Source organism: Pseudoduganella sp. LjRoot289, assembly GCF_964252925.1.
Lineage (GTDB): Bacteria > Pseudomonadota > Gammaproteobacteria > Burkholderiales > Burkholderiaceae_D > Rugamonas.
Map to the genome: position 1 here is coordinate 615,717 of NZ_CAXUPN020000001.1, position 19,836 is coordinate 635,552.

The window sequence follows — 19,836 nt, forward strand, 5'->3', positions numbered from 1 at the left end:
CTTCAGTATTCTCTAGGGTAATCGCGTTGGCGGATAAGAAAAGTATTCAAAATAGGGGAAGAGCATGACCACGGAAAACAACCGCGTTGTATACGGAACGGAAGACCTGTTGACGAGTTTATGCGACTCGGTGACGCGCGTTCTGAACATCGCAACGCAAAGCAAGGTGCACTACTCTGCGATGGTGCAGCGGATTACCAAAGTCGGCCTGAAGCCCGACATCGGCTGTTTCGTGCTGTTCGACGGCGGTTTCAGCGGTCTGGTAGTGCTGAATTTCGCCAAGGAGACGGCGATGGAGCTCTACGAGCGCTACATGCTGCACATGGGCATGCCGAAGTCGGAACTGGCCGGTTCACACACGTCCGACGAGGTGTCGAACATCCTGGGCGAGTTGATGAACCAGATCGTCGGCGATTTCACCGGCAAGATCCGCCGCGAACTGCAGACCAATATCACGCAGAACCAGCCGAAAATGCTGGTGCTGACCAAGCAGGTGATGCTGAACGTGGATACGCCGCTGGACCGGCCCGAAATGCGCCGCGTGTCGTTCTACACCGAGAAGAACAATGTGTTCTACCTGGAGCTGGCGATCGACCGCACGGAATTCATCCGCCTGCACGAGTTCGACCCGCACGAGGAAGCCGATCCGGACGCCCTGATGGACATGGAACACGCCAACCAGGCGGCCGATGCGGCCGCCGCCGCCGTGCCCGAAGTCGACGACAACGATGAGTTGATGCGCTCGCTGGGCATGTAAGCGGAAACCGCTGGGGACTTGGGGATTCGAGCTGCCTGTGGGCAGCTCGAATCGTTTTCGGCCTGACCAAACTATTCAGAAACCCGTGGATTGACTAATATTCAAGGTGTTTTCCCTGGAATTGCGTACCCTCTATGAAAAAAAGAACATTAATCCGCGTGGTGCCGGCCGTTGTCGCCGGCGCCGTGGCGCTATACGCCGGGATCGGTTTCCTCGCTTTGCCCGCCATCGTCAAAAGCCAGGCGCAGCAACTGGCGGCCGAGAAGCTGCACCGCCAGCTCACCATCGAGAAGGTGGAGTTCAATCCCTTCACGCTGGCGCTCAATATCCATGGCCTCAAAATGATGGAGCCGCAAGGCGGTGCCGTCTTCGCCAGCTTCGACAGCTTGGCCCTGGACCTGGCGGGGGAGTCCTTGTGGCGCCTGGCGCCGGTGGTGCAGCAGGTACGGCTGGAGCAGCCCTATGTGCACCTGGTGCGCAACGGCGCCAACGAGTACAGCATCGACGACATCCTGGCCTTGATCGCCAGCCAGCCGCCGTCGCCGGAACCGGCGCGCTATGCGGTGAACAATATCCAGCTCGAAGGCGGCCGCATTGCGTTCGAGGACCAGCCCGCGCATGCCATCCACACGGTGGAAGGGCTGAAGCTGGGCGTGCCCTTCGTTTCCTCGATGCCCGCCGATGTGCAGGTCTTCGTCGAGCCGCTGCTGGCAGCGACAGTCAACGGCGCGCCACTACTCCTGAAGGGCAAGGCGCGCCCCTTCGGCGAGGCCAAGGATGTCGCGCTGGACTTGAACCTGGACGCGGTCGATCTGCCGCGCTACCTTGAGTACCTGCCGTCCAAGCCGAATTTCAAGCTGCCGGGCGCGCGCCTGAGCACCCGGTTGACCGCCAGCTTTGTGCAGCCCAAGGGCAAGGCTGCGGCCTTGCTGATCGGCGGCGAGGCCAGCCTGAAGAAGCTGGAGCTGACGCAGGCGGACGGCAAGCCTTTGCTGAAACTGGCCGCGCTGGACGTGAAGCTGGGCAGCCTCGATATCTTCGCGGGCCGCTACGACATCGCGCGCGTGGCCTTCGACGGGCTGGACGTGAACGTGGCGCGCGACCGCAAGGGCGTGCTGAATTTCAGCCAGTTGATGGCGCCGCAAGCGCCGGACGCGGATGCGTCGAAGACGGCCGCCGCCAAAGCAGCCAAGCCCGCAGCGCCCGCCGCGCCGGCGCAGCAAGCTTCGGTATCGGCGCCGCAGGTGTCGCTGAAGGAGCTGGCCGTCAGTAACGCCACGCTGCGCTACGCCGACGATACGCCACAAGCGGCTACCAAGGCGGATATTGAAAAGTTCGCGCTCTCGGTCCGCGACATCGTGGCCGATACGGGCAAGAAGACCGTGGCCATCGGCTCGGTGGCGTCCACCGGCACCGCCATCGCCTTCACGCAGGGCAAGCGGACGGATGTCCCGGAGCCGGCCAAGACCGCCGCCAGGGTGTCGAAAACCGCGCAGGAAGATGCGCCATATCTGGTCACAGTCGGGCAGGTCGACATCCAGGATTGGTCGCTGCGCGTGGAGGACCGCAGCCATGGGGAGGCGGCCATCTTCGCGTTGTCTCCGGTGAGCCTGGCGCTGCGGCAGGTGTCGAGCGCGCCCGCCAGCCGCAGCAAGCTGGATCTGAAAGCGACCGTGAACAAGACCGGCCAGCTCGCCGTCGCTGGCACGCTGGGCCTGGCGCCGTTCAATGCCGACCTGGCGCTGGACCTGAAGAATATCGGCCTGCTGCCGTTGCAGCCTTACGCCACCGATTACGTCAACCTGCGCTTCACGCAAGCCGCCGCGAGCACCAGGGGTAAGCTGCTGCTGGAGGAGGGCGGCGACGGCGCGCTGAAGGGGGGCTTCAAGGGTGACGCCAGCGTGAACAACCTGGCCACGGTCGACAAATCCAGCTCCAACGATTTCCTGAGCTGGAAAGCGCTGTCTTTCGGCGGCATGGACGTCAAGCTGCAGCCATTCGGCATGAGCGTGGACAAGGTGGCGTTGACCGACTTCTTCGCGCGCGTGATCATCGATCCGACCGGTCGCCTGAACGTGCAGGACATCAAGCGCAGCGCCGCGAACGAAGACCGCAGCCTGACCGAAGCCGGCTCGCGCGCGCAGGCCGCGATTGCCCAAGCCAAGGCGGCCAAGGCGGCCAAGGCGGCATCAGTCGCACAGGTGGCACAAGTTGCACCTGTAGCACCTGTAGCACCTGTCGCCGTTGCGCCAACCGGCTCCGGCAACCGTCCTGCAGCTTCCACCGCTGCGATGGCCGCTGCGCCTGCAAGCTCAGCCAAATCAGCCAGCGCTGTCGCTGTAAACGCAGCCACACCAGCCGCGCCGCCGGCCGACGCGGCCCCGCTGCCGCCCATCCGCATCGGCCAGCTTGTGCTGTCGGGCGGGCGCGTGCGCTTCACCGACAACTTCATCAAGCCCAACTACACCGCGAACCTGAAAAGCATAGGCGGCACGGTGACCGGGCTGTCGTCGGACCCGAACAGCAACGCCGCCGTGGCGCTACGCGGCGAGGTCAATAGCGCGCCGCTGCTGATCGCAGGCCGCGTCAATCCACTGAAGCGCGACTTGTCGCTGGACCTGAAGGCCGAGGTGCGCGGCATGGAACTGGCGCAGCTGTCCACTTACGCGGATAAATACGTCGGCTACGGCATCGAAAAGGGCAAGCTGACCTTCGAGGTGGCCTATCAGCTGGAGAACCGCGCCCTGAAGGCCGAGAACCGCCTGGTGCTGGACCAGCTTACCTTCGGCAGCGAGAGCACCAATCCGGATGCGACCAAGCTGCCGGTGGGCTTGGCGGTGGCGCTGCTGAGCGACCGCAATGGCGTGATCGACATCAACGTGCCGATCGGCGGTTCGCTGGACGATCCCGAGTTTTCGGTGGGCGGCATCATCATGAAAATCATCGGCAACGCCATCGTCAAGACCGTGACCGCGCCGTTCGCGCTGATCGGCTCCTTGTTCGGCGGCGGCGAGGAGCTGTCCAAGCTGGACTTCGACGCGGGCCACGCGGCGATCCTGCCGGCCAGCGAATCGCGCCTCAAGTCCCTGTCCAAGGCGCTGACCGAACGCCCCGGCCTGAAGCTCGACATCACCGGCCGTGTCGATCCTGCCGCCGATCTGGAGGCGTTGAAGCTGGTGGCCATCGAGCGCAAGGTGCGCCAGCTGAAAACACGCGACCTGCAGGTGCGCGGTGCGGTGCCGGAGGGCGGCGTGGCGGTCGCCAAAGAGGAATATGCCGCGCTGCTGGCGCGCGCGTTCAAGGAAGAGACCTTCGCCAAGCCGAAGAACGCGCTCGGTCTGCACAAGTCGCTGACGCGGGAGGAAATGGAGCAGCTGATGCTGGCCAATTCCACCGTCACCGGCGAGGATGTGCTGGCGCTGGGCAGCCGGCGGGCGCAGGCCGCGAAGGAGTGGCTGACGACGACCGGCCTGGTGCCGGCCGAGCGCATATTCATCGTGACCTCCAAAACCTCGCCTTCATTCTGCGGTGTGGACTTTGCGCTGCGATGATGTTGCCCAATGATTCAAATTTCATATAACACACATCATGAAAAAAATGTTGTTCGCTTCGACATAGAGCCTATATAATCCGCGAACTTTCAATGCAAGATGTTGAGGCCGCGCCACTAGCGCGGCCTTTTGCATTTCAACCACGCACTTACCCAAACAGGAATGTGAATGATGAAGATGTCCAAGATGCAGAAGCGTTTTTCCCGCACCAGCGGCGCCATGCTGGCCCTGAGCGCCCTGGTGCCGACCGGCTCCGCGATGGCGCAAGCCCAGGCCGATGCGCAGCAGGCGCAAGCCGGCCAGCTGGAGACGGTCACCGTCACCGCCCAGCGCCGCACCGAAAACATCCGCGATGTGCCGGTGTCGGTCTCCGCGCTGAAGGATGAAAAACTGGACGTGATCCTGTCCGGCGGGCAGGACATCCGCGTACTGGCCGGCAAAGTGCCTAGCCTGAACGTGGAATCGTCGACCGGCCGCGTGTTCCCGCGCTTCTACATCCGTGGCTACGGCAACGCCGACTTCAGCACCTTCGCATCGCAGCCCGTCTCGCTGATCTACGACGACGTGGTGCAGGAAAACCCTATCCTCAAGGGCTACCCGATGTTCGACCTGGCAGGCGTGGAAGTGCTGCGCGGTCCACAGGGCACCCTGTTCGGCCGCAACACCCCGGCCGGCGTGGTCAAATTCGAATCGGCCAAGCCTAGCCTGAAGGGCATGGAAGGCTATTACAACCTGTCCTACGCCAGCCACGGCACCATCAACGCAGAAGGCGCGGTCAACATCCCGCTGTCGCAGGAATGGGCCATGCGCGTATCGGCGCTGCGCCAGCACCGCGACGACTACGTCTCGAACGCCTTCACCAAAGAAGAAGATTCGATGGAAGGCTACAACGAGCACGCCGAGCGCGTGCAAGTGCTGTATAAGCCGAACGCCGACTTCAACGCGCTGTTCAATGTGCACCAGCGCGTGACCACCGGCAGCTCGCGCCTGTTCCGCGCCAACATCATCAAGAAGGGCACGAACGAGCTGGTTGACGGTTTCGACGCCGAGAAGATCTACACCAACGGCCAGAACTTCCAGAACCTGAAAACCAGCGGCGCCAACGTGCGCCTGAGCTGGGACCTGGGCGCCGTGAAGCTGTACTCGATCACCGGTTACGAGGCCGTGAACAAATACCTGAGCCGTGGCGACATCGACGGCGGCAGCCCCGCCGACTTCCCGAAAGTGCCGTTCCAGGTGGAGACCGCCGGCAGCATTCCCGACCTGAAGCAGTACTCGCAAGAGTTCCGCGTCGAGTCGAAGAACGCCGGCCCGCTGAACTGGCAGGCAGGCGTGTACTATTTCAATGAAGACGCCACCGGCTCCACCGACAACTTCAACGTCGCCGGCGCGCGCACCACCCGCGTGACCAGCCAGCAGAAGAACACCGCCTGGGCGGCCTTCGGTTCGGTGAACTACGCCGTCTCCGACGCGTTCACCGTGCGCGGCGGCCTGCGCTACACCAAGGACGACAAGGAATTCGCCACGCTGGAGACCATCGGCACCACGCTGACCGGCCCGAAATCGGTCGACACCAGCAAGGACAAGATCAACTGGGACCTGAGCGGCACCTACGCGCTGAACAAGGACGTCAGTGTCTACGGCCGCCTGGCAACCGGTTTCCGCGCGCCGAGTATCGCCGCCGCGTCGACCGCCGTGCCGATCACCGTGGCCGACGCCGAGACCATCACCTCGGTGGAGGCGGGCATCAAGGCCGACCTGTTCAACCGCCGCGCCCGCGCCGCGCTGAGCGTGTACCAGTACGACGTGAAGAACCAGCAGCTGACCGTCGTAGGCGGCAACTCCAACGTCAACAAGCTGATTAACGCCGCCAAGACCAAGGGCCACGGCGTCGAGGGCGAGATCGAAGGCTTCATCACCAACCAGTTCAAGGTGGCGCTGAGCGGTTCGTACAACTTCACCGAGATCAACGACCCGTCGCTGTCGGTGAACAAATGCGGCCAGTGCACCGTGACCGATCCGTTCAACGCCGCAGGCCGCGTCCTGATCGACGGCAATGCGCTGCCGCAGGCGCCGAAGTGGATCTTCAACGCCAGCGCGCGCTACAACTGGCCGCTGGCCGAAGGCAACCTGTTCGTGCTGACCGACTGGTCCTACCGCAGCAAGGTGAACTTCTTCCTGTACGAAGCCAAGGAATTCACCGGCAAGGCGCTGACCGAAGGCGGCGTGCGCGTGGGTTACAACTGGGCGGGCGGCAAGTATGAGGTGGCAGCGTTCGGCCGCAACATCACCGACACCCAGCGCGTCACTGGCGCCATCGACTTCAACAACCTGACCGGCTTCATCAACGAGCCGCGCCAGTGGGGCGTGCAGTTCAAGGGCGGCTTCTAAGGCGTCCCACGGCTGTCCGGGTAAGGCGGGAATTTTTGTTCGCCGGATCTGGACAGCCTGAAAAAGGCTCACTATAATGTGGCCTCTTTTCCCTGATAGCTCAGTTGGTAGAGCGACGGACTGTTAATCCGCAGGTCCCTGGTTCGAGTCCAGGTCGGGGAGCCAGAACAAAGTAGCAAGCGTAGAGCCCAGCCTTAAACGGTTGGGCTTTTTGCGTTTCAGATGCCTGTTTATTTGCGCAAAGTGGGCCGTGGTGAGGCTGGCGTGCGATGGGATGGCCTGCCCCTAAGGCAGGGTTAGCGTGGCACAGGGCGGCGGCTGGCGAGACCGTGGATGCTGAGCAGAACAAGCGGGCAGGGGCAAACTGTCCGTCAGCAACTACTTGATTCTCGATCTGATTTATCGGGAACTTCCGTTCTCGCCCCGAAGCGGACCTTGTCAAGTTCCGCGATTGATCTTCCAAGGTAGGCCAAACCTATCGATCACAATCGCATAGCGGGGAGACCAGAAAGTCCGCTGCGGCGCCAGGATCACCTGCCCATTGGTTTGTAGCGCACTGAAGTAAGAATCGACTTTCTCTTCCGAATCGACACCGAGCAACACATAGAAGCCTGTCGGCCGCTTGTAGTTATGTGCTTCAACGTCGGCACCGGCCAGCTCGACCCCATCGATGCAGATATTTGCATGAACGATGTGGCGTCCCGGACGCGTCTTTGATGCCGGAATCGGTGAATCTGCGACCTTGAGCATCGTGCCGATCCTACCTCCGAGATGCGCCGCATAAAAATTGAATGCCTCTTCGCACTCGCCATTGTAGTCAATGTGAAATGACAAGCTCATCGTCTATTGTGCTTCCATTATGGTCGGGTTGTGACGCTGCCATTCGTCAGCGAAGGTCTGCTCCCGGCCGCTTGCTGTCATCCCATTCCGGGCCATGGGCCGTTATGGGTACCAGACGAGCGAGCTTCCTTCGGTGAATGCACCTTCGTAGTGCGGTCGAAAAAGCTGCCATGTTTGGATCTGTCAGGCTCTCGACACCGATGTTGCGCCCTTCGCATCGTGATCTGGGACGCCATCACTTTGCGCGAGAAACAGGAGGAAACGGTGGGTACTTCCTACTGTTGGGCTAGCCCAGTCGAAACTCGCTGCCCCTGTAAAAAGAGCTGAACCAGGGTACAGCATGACCATCTTCAACTGTTACTCCTCCTTGATTTGCCAGCTGGACTCAGCAACCGAGCGCTTCTTTTGATCGTCCGCTTCCGCAGTTGACACCGGCGCAGCCCGCGTATTGGGTGGCGCCAATGGGCCATCATGTAACCGCCACCAAGGATTAAAGCCTGCCCTAATGCCTGTGAGCCCGCTGGCTATTAGTCTCCGCGGTAGCTGGTTTGGGCTCTATCGGCGGGCGGCGAACCACGACAACTGATTCGTCCGGCTCGAACCAGAATTCACCGTGGGGGCCGTCGAGACGGCCCGTGATCAGTTGAATCAGCCCATCCAGTGAATTGACCTGGGTGATAGCTTCCCAAGCGTAGGTCGGGTGTTTGCCAGTGCCAAGCCCGTTGTAAATCATATCGCCGATCCTGGCGTGGTCAGCGGCTACAGTGATCCTGGTTGTCATGCCGATTCACTCCTAAACCGTCCGCAGCCAGTTTGCGGCCCTTGCTTAGATCATGCTCCCCTCCGATCATTCCCGCTACGATATTTTGATCCTGCCCCAGCTAAGTTCACGCGCCACGTAGAACGCCACTTGAGACGTGGCTGACGGTCAGTTGGCAGACGACAGGGATCGCCGAATGAATGGAGGGCACCTCGAAATACCTGTCATTCCCGCGAAAGCGGGAATCCATAGGCCAGCTCCTTGCAGCTGATGTATGGATTCCCGCGTGCGCGGGAATGACAAGTTGGCGGTTATTCGAGGTGCCCTGGAGTTGGTCGGCGGCAGTCGTTGGCAAGATAGCATGTTGCAGGAGGGGAATGTACGCATATTGTCCAGGCCCCATGGGGGCGGGGATACACGCGGACGATCGCAGAGCTGCGCATTTCGCAGTTCAGCCCACTCGAAATCTTTGAGTGCGGGTAGGGGCCTAGACAACAAGGCTAGCTTGACTTGGTAGGTCGCCGAATTGTTAATCCGCAGGTCCCTGGTTCGAGTCCATGTCGGGGAGCCAGAACACAGCAGCAAGCGTAGAGCCCAGCCTTAACCGGTTGGGCTTTTTGCGTTTTCAGGGCGGGGTTTTTGGATAAGTGCAGGTCGTACTGGTACTCTTGCCCCCAGCCTGAGCAGTTATGCGTGGAGCAAAACGCTAGAGAAGTGGTGCGGAACGGACGTTTTCATGGCTGACCCCAGTCGTAGTCCATGTGGCGCGCGGTGGCGAGCGCCAGCTCGCGCCCCGCCAGCCGCTCGACCAGTTGCAGCGACAGGTCGACGCCGGCCGTGACACCGCCAGCGGCGACGATGGCTCCATTGTCGACCAGGCGCTGCTTACCTTCTATCCGCAACTCGGGAAACGCGTGGGGGGGCGCCCCGGCCGCCCGCTGCTGCGCTGGCACCTGCTGGCCGTCGAGCAGCCCGGCCTGCGTGAGCAGGAAGGCACCGGTGCCGATTGCACCCACCAGTTCGCAGTTGCGGGCGACGCGGGCGATCCAAGCGGTGACGTCGGCCCTGGCCAGTTCGGCGTCGATGACACCGCCGGGAACGATCAGCACGTCGATGTCGGCGCCGCCGAAGTCGGCCTCGGGGAAAACGGTCAGGCCGGCGCGTGCGCGCAACAGGGCCGACGTGCGGCCGATCGTGCGGATCCGGAACGGCGGCGCGTCCGGCTTCGCCTTGGCGCTGACGCGCGTGGCGCAGGTGAATACCTCATAAGGACCGGTGGCGTCGAGAACCTCGACGTTGTCGTAAATATAGATGCCGATGGAGCGGGTCATGCGCGCCTCCTGAAACCAAAGGCGGTATCTTCCCATTTGCGCACTTGACACACGTGACATCGATGGTTGAATATCTGCCAATATGCACGCCGCTCAATATCCCAACCCGGATTCCACCCCTGCGCCCGCCATCGACGTGTGGCTGCTGGTGCTGCCGCGCTTCGCGCTGCTCGACGCCACCGGCCCGGCCCAGGTGTTCTCCACCGCGAACGACGAGGCGCGCGACGCAGGCCTGGCCGCGCCGTACGCAATACATATGGTGTCGCCCGGCGGCGGCCTTATCGCTTCCGCCGCCGGGGTAAGCGTGCTGACCGAGCCGCTGCCCACCGGCCGCCTGGCCGGATCGACTCTGATCATGGTGGGCGGGCGAGGCCTGGAAGACGGCAGCAGCCCTGCGCTGACGCCGGACGTCGTGCGCTGGGTGGCCGACGCCGGTGGCGGGGCGAATGCCGTCGCGCGCTGCTGCTCGGTGTGCACCGGCGCCTTCCTGATGGCGCGCAGTGGCTTGCTGGACGGGCGCCGCGCTGTCACCCACTGGCAGGACGCGGGGCAGCTGCAGGCCCAGTTCCCGGCCATCACCGTGCAGGAAGACGCCATCTATATTAAGGACGGCCCGATATATACGTCGGCCGGCATCGCCGCCGGCATCGATCTGGCGCTCAGCCTGGTCGGCGAGGACACGGGCCGCCACTTTGCGCTGCGCGTAGCCAAGCGGATGGTGGTGTTTTTCAAACGCCCCGGCGGACAGCGCCAGTTCAGCTCCGAATTGCTGGCGCAGGCCGATCCGCAGGGCTTGCACGGCCAGCTGACGGCGTGGTTGCGTCCGCGCCTTAAGCAGCCAATCGATGTCGAACAGATGGCCGCCGCGTTTGCGCTTTCGGTGCGCTCACTGCACCGCAAGCTGCAGCAGGAGGCGGGCGTGTCGCCGGCGCGGTTGCTGCTGCGGCTGCGCATGGAGCGCGCCTGCGCGCTGCTCGAGCAGGGCGGTATGACAGTCAAGCGGGCCGCCGGCCAAAGCGGCTTTGGCAGCGAATACAATCTGCGGCGCGCGTTCGCCGCGCAGCTGGGCGTAGTGCCCAGCGAATACCAGGCGCGCTTTGGCTGATACGGCAAGCGTACGCGTACGCCGTCGGCTACTGCCGTTACTTGCTTCAAGCGAGGAACTGTTAATCCGCAGGTCCCTGGTTCGAGTCCAGGTCGGGGAGACAGAATACAGCAGCAAGCAAAAAGCCCAGCCTTCACGGTTTGGGCTTTTTGCGTTTCACACCCATTTTTCAAACGCCGGCCGTAGCCGGTTCGGCCGCGGTTCCGGTATCATTCTGCATGAATAAGATTTCTTTCCAACCGTTTGTCATTGGTGTCGCTGGCGGAAGCGGCAGTGGCAAGTCAACGGTGTCCCAACAAGTGCTGGCGTCGTTTGGCGCTGATATGGTCTCGGTCGTGATGCAGGACGATTACTACTGCGACCAATCCCATCTCACCCCTGAAGTCCGCCGCAAGCAGAATTACGACCATCCGCAGGCTTTCGACTGGCCTTTGCTGGTGCAGCACGTCCAGGCCTTGCGCAATGGCGAAGCGATCGAGATGCCGGAGTATGACTTCACGCTCGACAACCGCTCCGACAGGACCATTCCGGTCAAGCCGGCCCCGGTTATCGTGATCGAGGGCCTGTTTGCCTTGTATGACGCGGACTTGTGCGACATGATGTCGCTGAAGATCTTTGTCGACACGGCCTCCGACATTCGCTTCATCCGCCGCATGCAAAGAGATATTACCGAACGCGGCCGCTCGGTGGAGAGCGTCGTCGGCCAATATCTGGAAACCGTGCGCCCGATGCACAAGCAATTCATCGAGCCGACCAAGCGCAACGCCGATGTCATTATTCCGCACGGCGCAAATGGCCCGGCAGTCGATATGATTACTACCAAAGTGGCGAGCGTTATCGGCCAGTTGAAGCGGCCCTGACCGCCCCTGACTTTGCCCGGCGAGCTGCGCCTATGCCTGTGTGAGATCGCGGGCATAGGTAGCCGAACCGGGCGAGCCGGAGCACGGCAGCAAGCGTAAAGCCCAAGCTTCACAGCCTGGGCTTTTTGCGTTGCAGGGCCAGTTAGCGGATCACGCCTTGCCGGGCGTGAAGGCCAGTATGCGGTCGGCGATGCGGAACCCGACCGGGCCGCCAAAATCCTGCAGATGGAGCGCGTAGCGCGTCAGCGTTTTCTGGGCCAGGAAGTGTTCCATCACCACGCTCAGTTCTTAACTGGAGCCGCCCAGGTTCAGGAGAACAGCTGCTCGATTTTCTTCATCGGCAGGAACAGGCGGCGGGGTGTCGTCTGGAATGGGCTGAAATCAAAATGCTTGTAGAACTGTTCGGCCTCTTCGTCCTTTGCATCCACAATTACCGCCATCGAGGCGATTTGTTGTGCCTGTTGCAGGCTACGATACAAGGCGTCGAGTAGTAAAAATGCCCCGATTCCCTTGTCGGGAATGGTTTTGTCGCGTGCCAAACGGCCAAGCAGTGTCACTGGCAAAGAGCCGTACCGCGGCAGCTTACTGGACAGTTCCGCAGGCAGCTCGTCCAGAGGAATGAGCGACGAAGAGAGGGTGTAGTAGCCCCGAACCACAGGCGCATCGGGTTCGATCAGGACGAAAGACGCAGCGACAAACTTTTCAGCATCTTGCCGCGCTTGCTGTTTCAGATAGCGATTTAAATCTTCGTTTCCACAATTGAAGGCATGGCGGTCATGTCCTTTTTCAAGTGGGACGATGTAGCTGGGCGCTAGAATAAGCGGCAATCACAGCCCCGATTTTTTGCGATAGCTATCAGCGGCTTGACGTAGCCGGGAACCAGGTTCCGACGGGGTGAGCAACGCCGAGACAAAGGCTATTTGCTCCTCGCGCGATAAGCGGATCAGGTCATGCTCCTGGACGACTTTAGCGGCTGCCTTCTGTGTGCTGTCGATCACGAATTCGCTCAGGGTCTGCCCGGATAGCGTGGCGGCGCGCTGAAAGAGGTCCTTCTGGTCGCTGGACACGCGCGCTTCCAGCCGCGCATTGCGTGCTTTGTCCTGCATTTTGCGTGCGTCCAGCATAACGGTGTCCTCCAATTCCTTTCTATAAATGTACGCCGTTTGTACGGACGAATCAAGCTCATCCTGATTGTTCCATGGTGCGGTGTGGCTGGACTTGTCTCAGACTGGCTGGCGTTGCGCGGACAGTTTCTTGACAACAGTCACCAGCCGGTCTATCTCGTCGAAGGTGTTGTAGAACGCCAGCGAGGGCCGCACTGTCGTTTCGACGCCGAAGCGGCGCAGTATCGGCTGGGCGCAGTGATGGCCCGTGCGCACGGCGATGCCTTCCTCGTTCAAGGCGTGGCCGACTTCCGCCGTGCTGTAGCCTTGCAGTACGAAAGACATGACGCTGGCTTTGTCTGCCGCGGTGCCGATCAGGCGCACGCCCTTGATCTGTCCCAGCTGCTGCATGCCGTAGACCAGCAGCTCGTGCTCGTAGCGGGCGATGGTTTCGATGCCTATCCTGTCGATATAATCGATTGCCGCGCCCAGCCCGACCGCGTCGGCGATGTTGCCCGTACCGGCCTCGAACTTGTTGGGGATGGGCTGGAACACCGTTTTGTCGAAGGTGACGTCGGCAATCATATTGCCGCCGCCTTGCCACGGCGGCATGTCTTCCAGCACTTCACGCTTGCCCCAGACCACGCCGATGCCCGTTGGGCCGAATAGTTTGTGGCCGGAGAAGACGAAGAAGTCGGCGTCCAGGTCCTGCACGTCGACGCGCATGTGCGACACCGACTGGGCGCCATCGACCAGCACACGGGCGCCTGCGCGATGGGCCAGCGCGATGATTTCCTTCACCGGGGTGACGGTGCCGAGGGCGTTGGAAACCTGCGTGACGGCGACGATTTTCGTGCGGTCGTTGAGCAGTTTGCAGTATTCGTCGAGCAGGACTTGGCCGGTGTCGTCCACCGGTATCACGCGCAGCTTCGCACCCTTGGCGGCGGCCAGCTGCTGCCAGGGTACGATGTTGGCGTGGTGTTCGAGATGGGAGACGATGATCTCGTCGCCTTCGCCGACATGCTGTGCGCCCCAGCTCTTGGCCACCAGGTTGATCGCTTCGGTCGTGCCTCGCACGAAAATGACTTCGTTGACATCCGGCGCGTTCAGGAAGCGCCGCACGCGCTCGCGCGCGCCTTCGTAGGCGTCGGTGGCGCGCGCAGCCAGTTCGTGCGCGGCGCGATGGATGTTCGAGTTTTCGTGTTCGTAGAAATAACTGATGCGGTCGATGACGGACTGCGGCTTGTGCGTGGTGGCGGCATTGTCGAACCAGACCAGTTGGCGGCCGTTGACGCGCTCCTGAAGGATAGGGAAGTCGCGCCGCACGGCGTGCACGTCGAACGGCGGATGGCGCTTGCTGCCGGCCAGCGGCACGCCGTCATGCGGCGCGGGTTTTGCCGGCGTGACGTAGCCGCTGGTCAGTACCACCGAGTCGACAAAATAGTACTGCGGCGATGGCGACGCGGCTGTTGGCGGGGCCGAGGCCGGTGCCCGCTGGGTAGCCGGGGACGTGAAAGGCGGCGCGGCTGGCGATGCGAACGACGGCGCGGATGGCACTGATGGCACCGATGGCGCGGATGGCACCGATGGCACCGTTGGTACCGATGGCACCGTTGGCATCGTTGGCACCGTCGGTACGGATGGCACCGCTTGCGCGGATGGCGCGGACGGCTTGGGCGCGTTGGCGCCCGGGGCCGCGTCCGGATGGCCGTGGGCGTCGTTCAGGAAGTAATACGGCGAGCCGTTGGATTGCGGTCGCGCCGCGTCCGACGCTTGCGGTACGCCCAGCAAGGCGCCGCCGCTGCGCGGTTCGTACGCAGGGATGGCGCCGTGGATCTTGTCCGGCACGCCGTTGCCGGCCGGCGCGGACGGCGCCAGTGCCGGCGCGCGGTTGGCCAGCGACAGCACCTGGGTGGGCGAAGCGGGTATCAGATTGGTGCCGGGGAGTTGTCCTTGCGGTATCGGCGTGCCGGGCACGGAAGGGCCAAACCCGGCCGGGCTGGCCAGCGGCGAACCGGCCGGCGCGATATTGCCCGGCGCCTGGACGCCGCGCGGCGCGAACGGCGGCGCGGCGAAGAACTCCGTCGCCAGGCGCGCCAGCACGGCAGGATCGAACGGCGCGCCCGACGGCTCTGGAAGGCCGGCGAACGGCGCCGCCGGCAGGGAAGGGGAGGGCGAAAGTGGGTTCACGTCGCGGCTTTATTTGTAGGTGTCGGGATAGTCGTGGTATTTGCCGATTTCGACGTCGTCAAGCACGGCCAGCGCGTCGGTGGTCAGCACGGCCAGCGAGCAATACAGGGAGATCAGGTAGGACGAAATCGCCTGGTTGTTGATGCCCATGAAACGCACCGACAAGCCGGGGCTTTGTTCGCCCGGCAGGCCGGGCTGGAACAGGCCGACCACGCCCTGGCGCTTGTCGCCCACGCGCAGCAGCAGGATCTTGCTCTTGCCGTCGGCCACGGGCACCTTGTCGGACGGGATCAGCGGGATGCCGCGCCAGGTGATGAACTGCGAACCGAACAGGCTGACGGTTGGCGGCGGCGTGCCACGGCGGGTTGCCTCGCGGCCAAAGGCGGCAATCGCCAGCGGGTGCGTGAGGAAGAACGCCGGTTCCTTCCAGACCTTGGTCAGCAGTTCGTCCAGGTCGTCCGGCGTGGGCGCGCCTGTCAGCGGGAAGATGCGCTGTTCGTCCGTGACTTGCGCCAGCAGGCCGTAGTCGGGATTGTTAATCAGTTCGCTTTCCTGGTTTTCCTTGATGGTCTCGATGGTCAGGCGCAGCTGTTCCTTGATCTGGTCGTGCGGGCTGCTGTACAGGTCCGAGACCCGCGTGTGCACGTCCAGCACGGTGGAGACGGCGTTGAGGTAGTACTCGCGCGGATGCTCCTCGTAGTCCACATAGGTGCGCGGCAGCTGGTTCTCTTCCTGGCGCGCGGTGCACGTGACCTTGATCGCTTCCGGGTTCTTGACCTTGTTGAGGCGGTAGATGCCCGCTTCCACCGGCACCCATTGCAGCAGATGCGTCAGCCAGCGCGGGCTGATGGTCTCCAGCTGGGGAGCGGTCTTGGTTGCATTCGCTAGTTGTCTTGCTGCGTTATCGCCCAGCGCTGTGGTTGCGCCAACTGTTGCCGACATCGTGACTCCAATTCAGTTAAGTTAAGTAGGTAGGTGCTAAGTAGCCAGCTACGTCAAGGTGCGCGCAGTGTGCGGTCTCGGCGTCGACGGCTCAACATGCTATAGCCATCAATTGCGCGCCCCGGTGCAAATGCATTTGCCGGATCGCTTCGCCTCGTGTGAGCAGGGCGGACGGCGTCAGCTTCAGGGCGATGGCCAGTTTCTCGACCGTCGCCAGCGAGGCGATGACGCAGCCGCGTTCGATCTCGCCAATGTAGGAACGGTTCAGGTTGGAGTTCTCCGCCAGTCGTTCCTGTGACCAGCCGCGCGCCTTGCGCAACTGCCGTATGCCTATGCCAAAGCTTTGCACCAGGGGGCTGGGAACACTGTCGATGCTGTCCTGCCGCGCGGCCGGCGGGCCGGTGGCGATTTTGGTGTTCATGTGCTGCTCCCGGTGGCGCTCAGGTGGCCGCGATGCTGTTGGCGAAAGCGCCTTCGCGCGACTCGGCCTGGGCGATGCGACCTCCCGGCGGCACGTCGTGCGTGACCCACACATTGCCGCCGATGACGGCGCCTTTGCCCAGCGTGATGCGGCCGAGTATGGTGGCGCCGGCGTAGATGACGACATCGTCTTCCACCACCGGATGGCGCGGCAAGCCTTTCTGCAGCTTGCCGTCGGCGTCGGTGGGGAAGCGCTTGGCGCCCAGCGTCACGGCCTGGTAGACCCGCACGCGCTCGCCGATCTGGGCGGTCTCGCCGATCACCACGCCGGTGCCGTGGTCGATGAAGAAGCCGGCGCCGATGGTGGCGCCGGGATGGATGTCGATGCCGGTGGCGCCGTGGGCCAGCTCGGCCACGATGCGCGCCAGCAGCGGCAGGCGCAGTTCGTACAGCTTGTGCGCGAGCCGGTAGTGGATCATGGCAAGCACGCCGGGGTAGCACAGCAGTACTTCATCGACGCTGCGCGCGGCGGGGTCGCCGTGGTAGGCGGCCAGCACGTCGCTGTCGAGCAGGCCGCGGATGCGCGGCAAGGCGGCGGCGAAGGCGCGCACGGCGGCCAGGGCTCGGTCGTCGACGTCGTCGAAGCTTGTGCCGGCCAGCGCGGCGTTGTATTTGAACTCGCGGCGCACCTGTTTCAGCAAGGCGTGCAAGGCCGCGTCGAGTGCGTGGGCGACATGAAAGTCTTCGCTTTCCTGGCGCAGGTCGGGCGGCCCCAGGCGCATGGGAAACAGCACGCCTTTGAGGCTGTCGAGGATGCCGGCCAGCGCATTACGCGAAGGGAACTCGCGGCCGCCGGGTTCGTTCGACCGGTCCTGCGCGCGGCGCCAGACGTGGCGTGCTTCGTGCAGGTCCTGCACGATGGTGGTGATGTCGAAAGTACGCACGTGCTCTCCTTAGTCCTGAACCCAGGGCAGGCCGCGGAAGCGCCAGCCGTCCGCCTTGCCGCGCTGGTGCAAGGCATCGATTTCACCTTCGAAGCCTTCCAGGACATTGAAGATGGCGCCGAGGCCGGCCTTGGTGGCCGCTTCGGCCGCCAGCGCGGAACGCTTGCCGCTGCGGCACAACAGCAGGGCAGGGACGTCCTTGCCGCCGATTTTGTTTTCCAGTTCGCGCACGAAGCGCGGGTTGCGGATCAGCGCGGTGCCGGTGGCCCAAGGCACATGGACGCTGCCGGGCACGTGGCCGACGAATTTGCGTTCTTCGGCGGAGCGCACGTCCACCAGGAGCACGTCTCGTTCGGAGAAGAGCTGCCATGCGGTGGCGGGCGTGACGCCGCCGGCAAAAGGCAACCCGGCGGTTTCGGCTTCGGATCTGATCGATTCCAATGCCTCGGGCAAGGCGGGCGCGGCGACGTCAACTGACATAAATGGGCCTCATGATTGTTACGGGACGGTGTATCCGGTCTTGCTGATGGCGATAGACGGCAGCCAGTGACTCGAATATACGTTTCGCGAAAGTGAAACAGAACGAATAAAAACAAGTTGGAAAAGATGAAAAACAGATAAGGAGGCCGGGACGACTCGTTGATCGTGCTCATGGGGGACGCGCCGCGCTTCGGGTTACACTAGGCGACACCAACGTCGCGAGGGAAACCGCTATGCCAACACGGAGTTTTTGGGCCGCTTGCGCGGTCGCCGCCTGCGGCGCTTCCGCCGCCATCCCTGCCGCCGCCGCGCCGCAGCAGCCCTTCGTCTGCCGCTCGGAAGAATCGGGGCTCGGGCCGCCGCTGGTCGATAACCAGCAGGGCATCGGCCATCCGGTTTTCGACGCGGAGGGGCAGCTGCTGGGTCACAGCCAGTTCTGCAAGATCCAGACGCGCGTACTCCACCTTTACTACAACGGCAGCCGCTTCAAGCCCTACGATCCGGCCGATCCGCCTTCCGACATGAAATCCGCCACCTACAACGGCGCCAAAGTGCCGTTCGTGGTGCGTGTGGAGGCGGGCACCATCAACCGCTTCCTGTACACCATCGTCACGCTGGCGCCGGAGGCGGCAGCCCCGTCGTGGAACGGCAAGCTGATTTACTGGCTGCGCGGCGGCGTCGGTATCGGTCACCAGCAGGGCATTGCGATGTGGGTGAACGAGCGCCTGAACGGCTCCGAACGGGCGTTGATGCCCAAGCTGCTGGAGCAGGGCTATGCGGTGGTCAGCTCGTCCGGCAACGAGACCGGCGTGCACTACAACATGCAGCTCGCCGCGGAGACGGCGGCGCAGACCAAGGCGCGTTTCGTCGAGGCTTACGGCAAGCCGAAATTCACCATCGGCATAGGCGGCTCGGGCGGCGCTGTGCAGCAGTATATGTTCGCGCAGAACCGGCCCGGCCTGCTCGACGCGGGCATCGCCATCCAGTCCTATCCGGACATGGTGACGCAGACCATACCCATCTCCGACTGTCCCTTGCTGGGCCAGTACTTCAAGGACGAGGCGGAACTGAATCCTTCCTCGCCGTGGGCCAAGCCGCGCAACCACGCGCTGATCGAAGGCATGAACGCGAGCGACAGTTCGACGGAGTGCATCAGCGGCTGGAAGATGGCGATGCCGTCGGTGCTCAACCCGGTGTTCAAGGATCCGAAGTTCGACGCAGGCGCCAGACATTACCGCTATCCGGCCAATGTGTTCGCGAACGTGAAGTGGACACACTGGAACGACCTGGCGGAGATTTATGGCACGGACAGCAAAGGCTACGCGCCCATTCCGCTCGACAACGTGGGCGTGCAGTACGGCCTGGACGCGCTTGCGCGGGGGCAGATAGGCGCCGATGAATTCTTGCGCATCAATGCCTGCATCGGGGGCTGGAAGGAGCAGGCGGACTTCGTTCAATGGGAAATGAAGGACGATCCTTTCGACAGCCGCAATATGAAGCGCAGCGCCACTTGCCGTTCGCCGGACGGCATGCCGGCGCCACGGCGCGCCGGCGATGTGAGCGCTATGCAGAAGGCGTACACGTCGGGCCATGTGTTCAGCGGTCAGCGCCTGGGCATGCCGGTGATCGACCTGCGCCCCTATCTGGAGGCCGAGCTGAACATGCACAACGCGCGTCAGTCGTTCTCGGTGCGCCAGCGCCTGCTCGACGCCAATCCCGGCGAGGCCAAGAACCAGGTGATCTGGTTCACGCGGCTGGACGCGGACCTGGGAGCGCGCGTGCTGGAGGCCTTGCCGGTATTGGAGCGCCACCTGGCCAGCGGATCGGCGCCTGCCGACTTCACGGATAAATGCTTCGATACCGGCAGCGCGCTGATCGCTGCCGGGCCGTCGGTCTGGGACGGCATCCTGAACCGGAACGCGCCGGGCGCGTGCACCAGGGCCTATCCGGTCTACAGCAGCCCGCGCATGGTCGCGGGCGGCTCGATCAAGGGCGATGTGTTCAAGTGCGCCCTGAAACCGGTGGCCAGCGCGCTCGCCGACGGCACGTATCCGGCAGCCGTGCAATTCACCGCCGCGCAGACGGATTGGCTGAAGCGCATCTTCCCGCAGGGGGTGTGCGACTACGCGCAAGGGGACCAGGGGCGGCCATGAGCTGCCGCC

17 protein-coding genes and 1 tRNA gene are annotated in these 19,836 nt (G+C 63.1%); 7 read left to right on the top strand and 11 right to left on the bottom strand.

Annotation, left to right across the window (positions count from 1 at the left end):
* The first annotated feature begins 64 nt into the window (after positions 1 to 64).
* From ACSQ8Y_RS02710 to ACSQ8Y_RS02725, 4 genes are all read left to right on the top strand, one after another.
* On the top strand, positions 65 to 757 hold the full coding sequence (locus ACSQ8Y_RS02710) for a DUF3334 family protein (RefSeq protein ID WP_436264926.1): 693 nt from the start codon (positions 65 to 67) through the stop codon (positions 755 to 757).
* A 134-nt stretch (positions 758 to 891) separates the two neighbouring features.
* Positions 892 to 4,308 (top strand): DUF748 domain-containing protein, encoded by a 3,417-nt coding sequence (locus tag ACSQ8Y_RS02715; RefSeq protein ID WP_436264927.1) that lies wholly within the window; start codon positions 892 to 894, stop codon positions 4,306 to 4,308.
* 168 nt (positions 4,309 to 4,476) lie between these two features.
* Positions 4,477 to 6,699, top strand: a complete 2,223-nt coding sequence (locus ACSQ8Y_RS02720) for a TonB-dependent receptor (RefSeq protein WP_436264928.1) — start codon at positions 4,477 to 4,479, stop codon at positions 6,697 to 6,699.
* An 89-nt stretch (positions 6,700 to 6,788) separates the two neighbouring features.
* A tRNA-Asn gene (locus ACSQ8Y_RS02725) sits at positions 6,789 to 6,864 on the top strand.
* 273 nt (positions 6,865 to 7,137) lie between these two features.
* Here ACSQ8Y_RS02725 and ACSQ8Y_RS02730 read toward each other — a convergent pair.
* The 3 genes from ACSQ8Y_RS02730 to ACSQ8Y_RS02740 form a co-directional block, all read right to left on the bottom strand.
* Positions 7,138 to 7,539: a VOC family protein gene (locus tag ACSQ8Y_RS02730; protein WP_436264929.1), complete on the bottom strand. Its 402-nt coding sequence runs from the start codon at positions 7,537 to 7,539 to the stop codon at positions 7,138 to 7,140.
* 502 nt (positions 7,540 to 8,041) lie between these two features.
* Entirely contained in the window at positions 8,042 to 8,320 is a 279-nt protein-coding gene (locus ACSQ8Y_RS02735; RefSeq protein WP_436264930.1) for a hypothetical protein, read from the bottom strand.
* A 713-nt stretch (positions 8,321 to 9,033) separates the two neighbouring features.
* Complete coding sequence (locus ACSQ8Y_RS02740) at positions 9,034 to 9,630, bottom strand: DJ-1/PfpI family protein (RefSeq protein ID WP_436264931.1); 597 nt, start codon at positions 9,628 to 9,630, stop codon at positions 9,034 to 9,036.
* Between the two features lie 82 nt (positions 9,631 to 9,712).
* Between ACSQ8Y_RS02740 and ACSQ8Y_RS02745 the strand changes: the two genes are divergently transcribed.
* Both ACSQ8Y_RS02745 and udk read left to right on the top strand, forming a co-directional pair.
* On the top strand, positions 9,713 to 10,735 hold the full coding sequence (locus ACSQ8Y_RS02745; RefSeq protein WP_436264932.1) for a GlxA family transcriptional regulator: 1,023 nt from the start codon (positions 9,713 to 9,715) through the stop codon (positions 10,733 to 10,735).
* Between the two features lie 218 nt (positions 10,736 to 10,953).
* Positions 10,954 to 11,595, top strand: a complete 642-nt coding sequence (udk, locus tag ACSQ8Y_RS02750) for a uridine kinase (RefSeq protein WP_436264933.1) — start codon at positions 10,954 to 10,956, stop codon at positions 11,593 to 11,595.
* A gap of 150 nt (positions 11,596 to 11,745) precedes the next feature.
* Here udk and ACSQ8Y_RS02755 read toward each other — a convergent pair whose 3' ends face one another.
* The 8 genes from ACSQ8Y_RS02755 to ACSQ8Y_RS02790 form a co-directional block, all read right to left on the bottom strand.
* Positions 11,746 to 11,868, bottom strand: a complete 123-nt coding sequence (locus ACSQ8Y_RS02755; RefSeq protein WP_436264934.1) for a hypothetical protein — start codon at positions 11,866 to 11,868, stop codon at positions 11,746 to 11,748.
* A gap of 35 nt (positions 11,869 to 11,903) precedes the next feature.
* A complete protein-coding gene (locus ACSQ8Y_RS02760) occupies positions 11,904 to 12,422 on the bottom strand; it encodes a GNAT family N-acetyltransferase (protein ID WP_436264935.1) in 519 nt (172 codons plus the stop codon).
* On the bottom strand, positions 12,423 to 12,719 hold the full coding sequence (locus ACSQ8Y_RS02765) for a DUF1778 domain-containing protein (protein WP_436264936.1): 297 nt from the start codon (positions 12,717 to 12,719) through the stop codon (positions 12,423 to 12,425).
* Between the two features lie 99 nt (positions 12,720 to 12,818).
* Complete coding sequence (locus ACSQ8Y_RS02770; protein ID WP_436264937.1) at positions 12,819 to 14,888, bottom strand: family 2A encapsulin nanocompartment cargo protein cysteine desulfurase; 2,070 nt, start codon at positions 14,886 to 14,888, stop codon at positions 12,819 to 12,821.
* Between the two features lie 9 nt (positions 14,889 to 14,897).
* Entirely contained in the window at positions 14,898 to 15,830 is a 933-nt protein-coding gene (locus tag ACSQ8Y_RS02775; RefSeq protein WP_436264938.1) for a family 2A encapsulin nanocompartment shell protein, read from the bottom strand.
* Between the two features lie 91 nt (positions 15,831 to 15,921).
* Complete coding sequence (locus tag ACSQ8Y_RS02780) at positions 15,922 to 16,251, bottom strand: helix-turn-helix domain-containing protein (protein WP_436264939.1); 330 nt, start codon at positions 16,249 to 16,251, stop codon at positions 15,922 to 15,924.
* A 19-nt stretch (positions 16,252 to 16,270) separates the two neighbouring features.
* Positions 16,271 to 17,194 carry a serine O-acetyltransferase EpsC gene (gene epsC, locus ACSQ8Y_RS02785; protein WP_436264940.1) on the bottom strand — a complete coding sequence of 308 codons (924 nt, stop codon included), beginning with the start codon at positions 17,192 to 17,194 and terminating at the stop codon, positions 16,271 to 16,273.
* A 9-nt stretch (positions 17,195 to 17,203) separates the two neighbouring features.
* A complete protein-coding gene (locus ACSQ8Y_RS02790; protein ID WP_436264941.1) occupies positions 17,204 to 17,674 on the bottom strand; it encodes a rhodanese-like domain-containing protein in 471 nt (156 codons plus the stop codon).
* A gap of 233 nt (positions 17,675 to 17,907) precedes the next feature.
* On the opposite strand from ACSQ8Y_RS02790, the gene ACSQ8Y_RS02795 reads away from it, so the two are divergent.
* Positions 17,908 to 19,827, top strand: coding sequence for a DUF6351 family protein (locus ACSQ8Y_RS02795; RefSeq protein WP_436264942.1), 1,920 nt, complete (start codon positions 17,908 to 17,910; stop codon positions 19,825 to 19,827).
* The last annotated feature ends 9 nt before the right edge of the window (positions 19,828 to 19,836 follow it).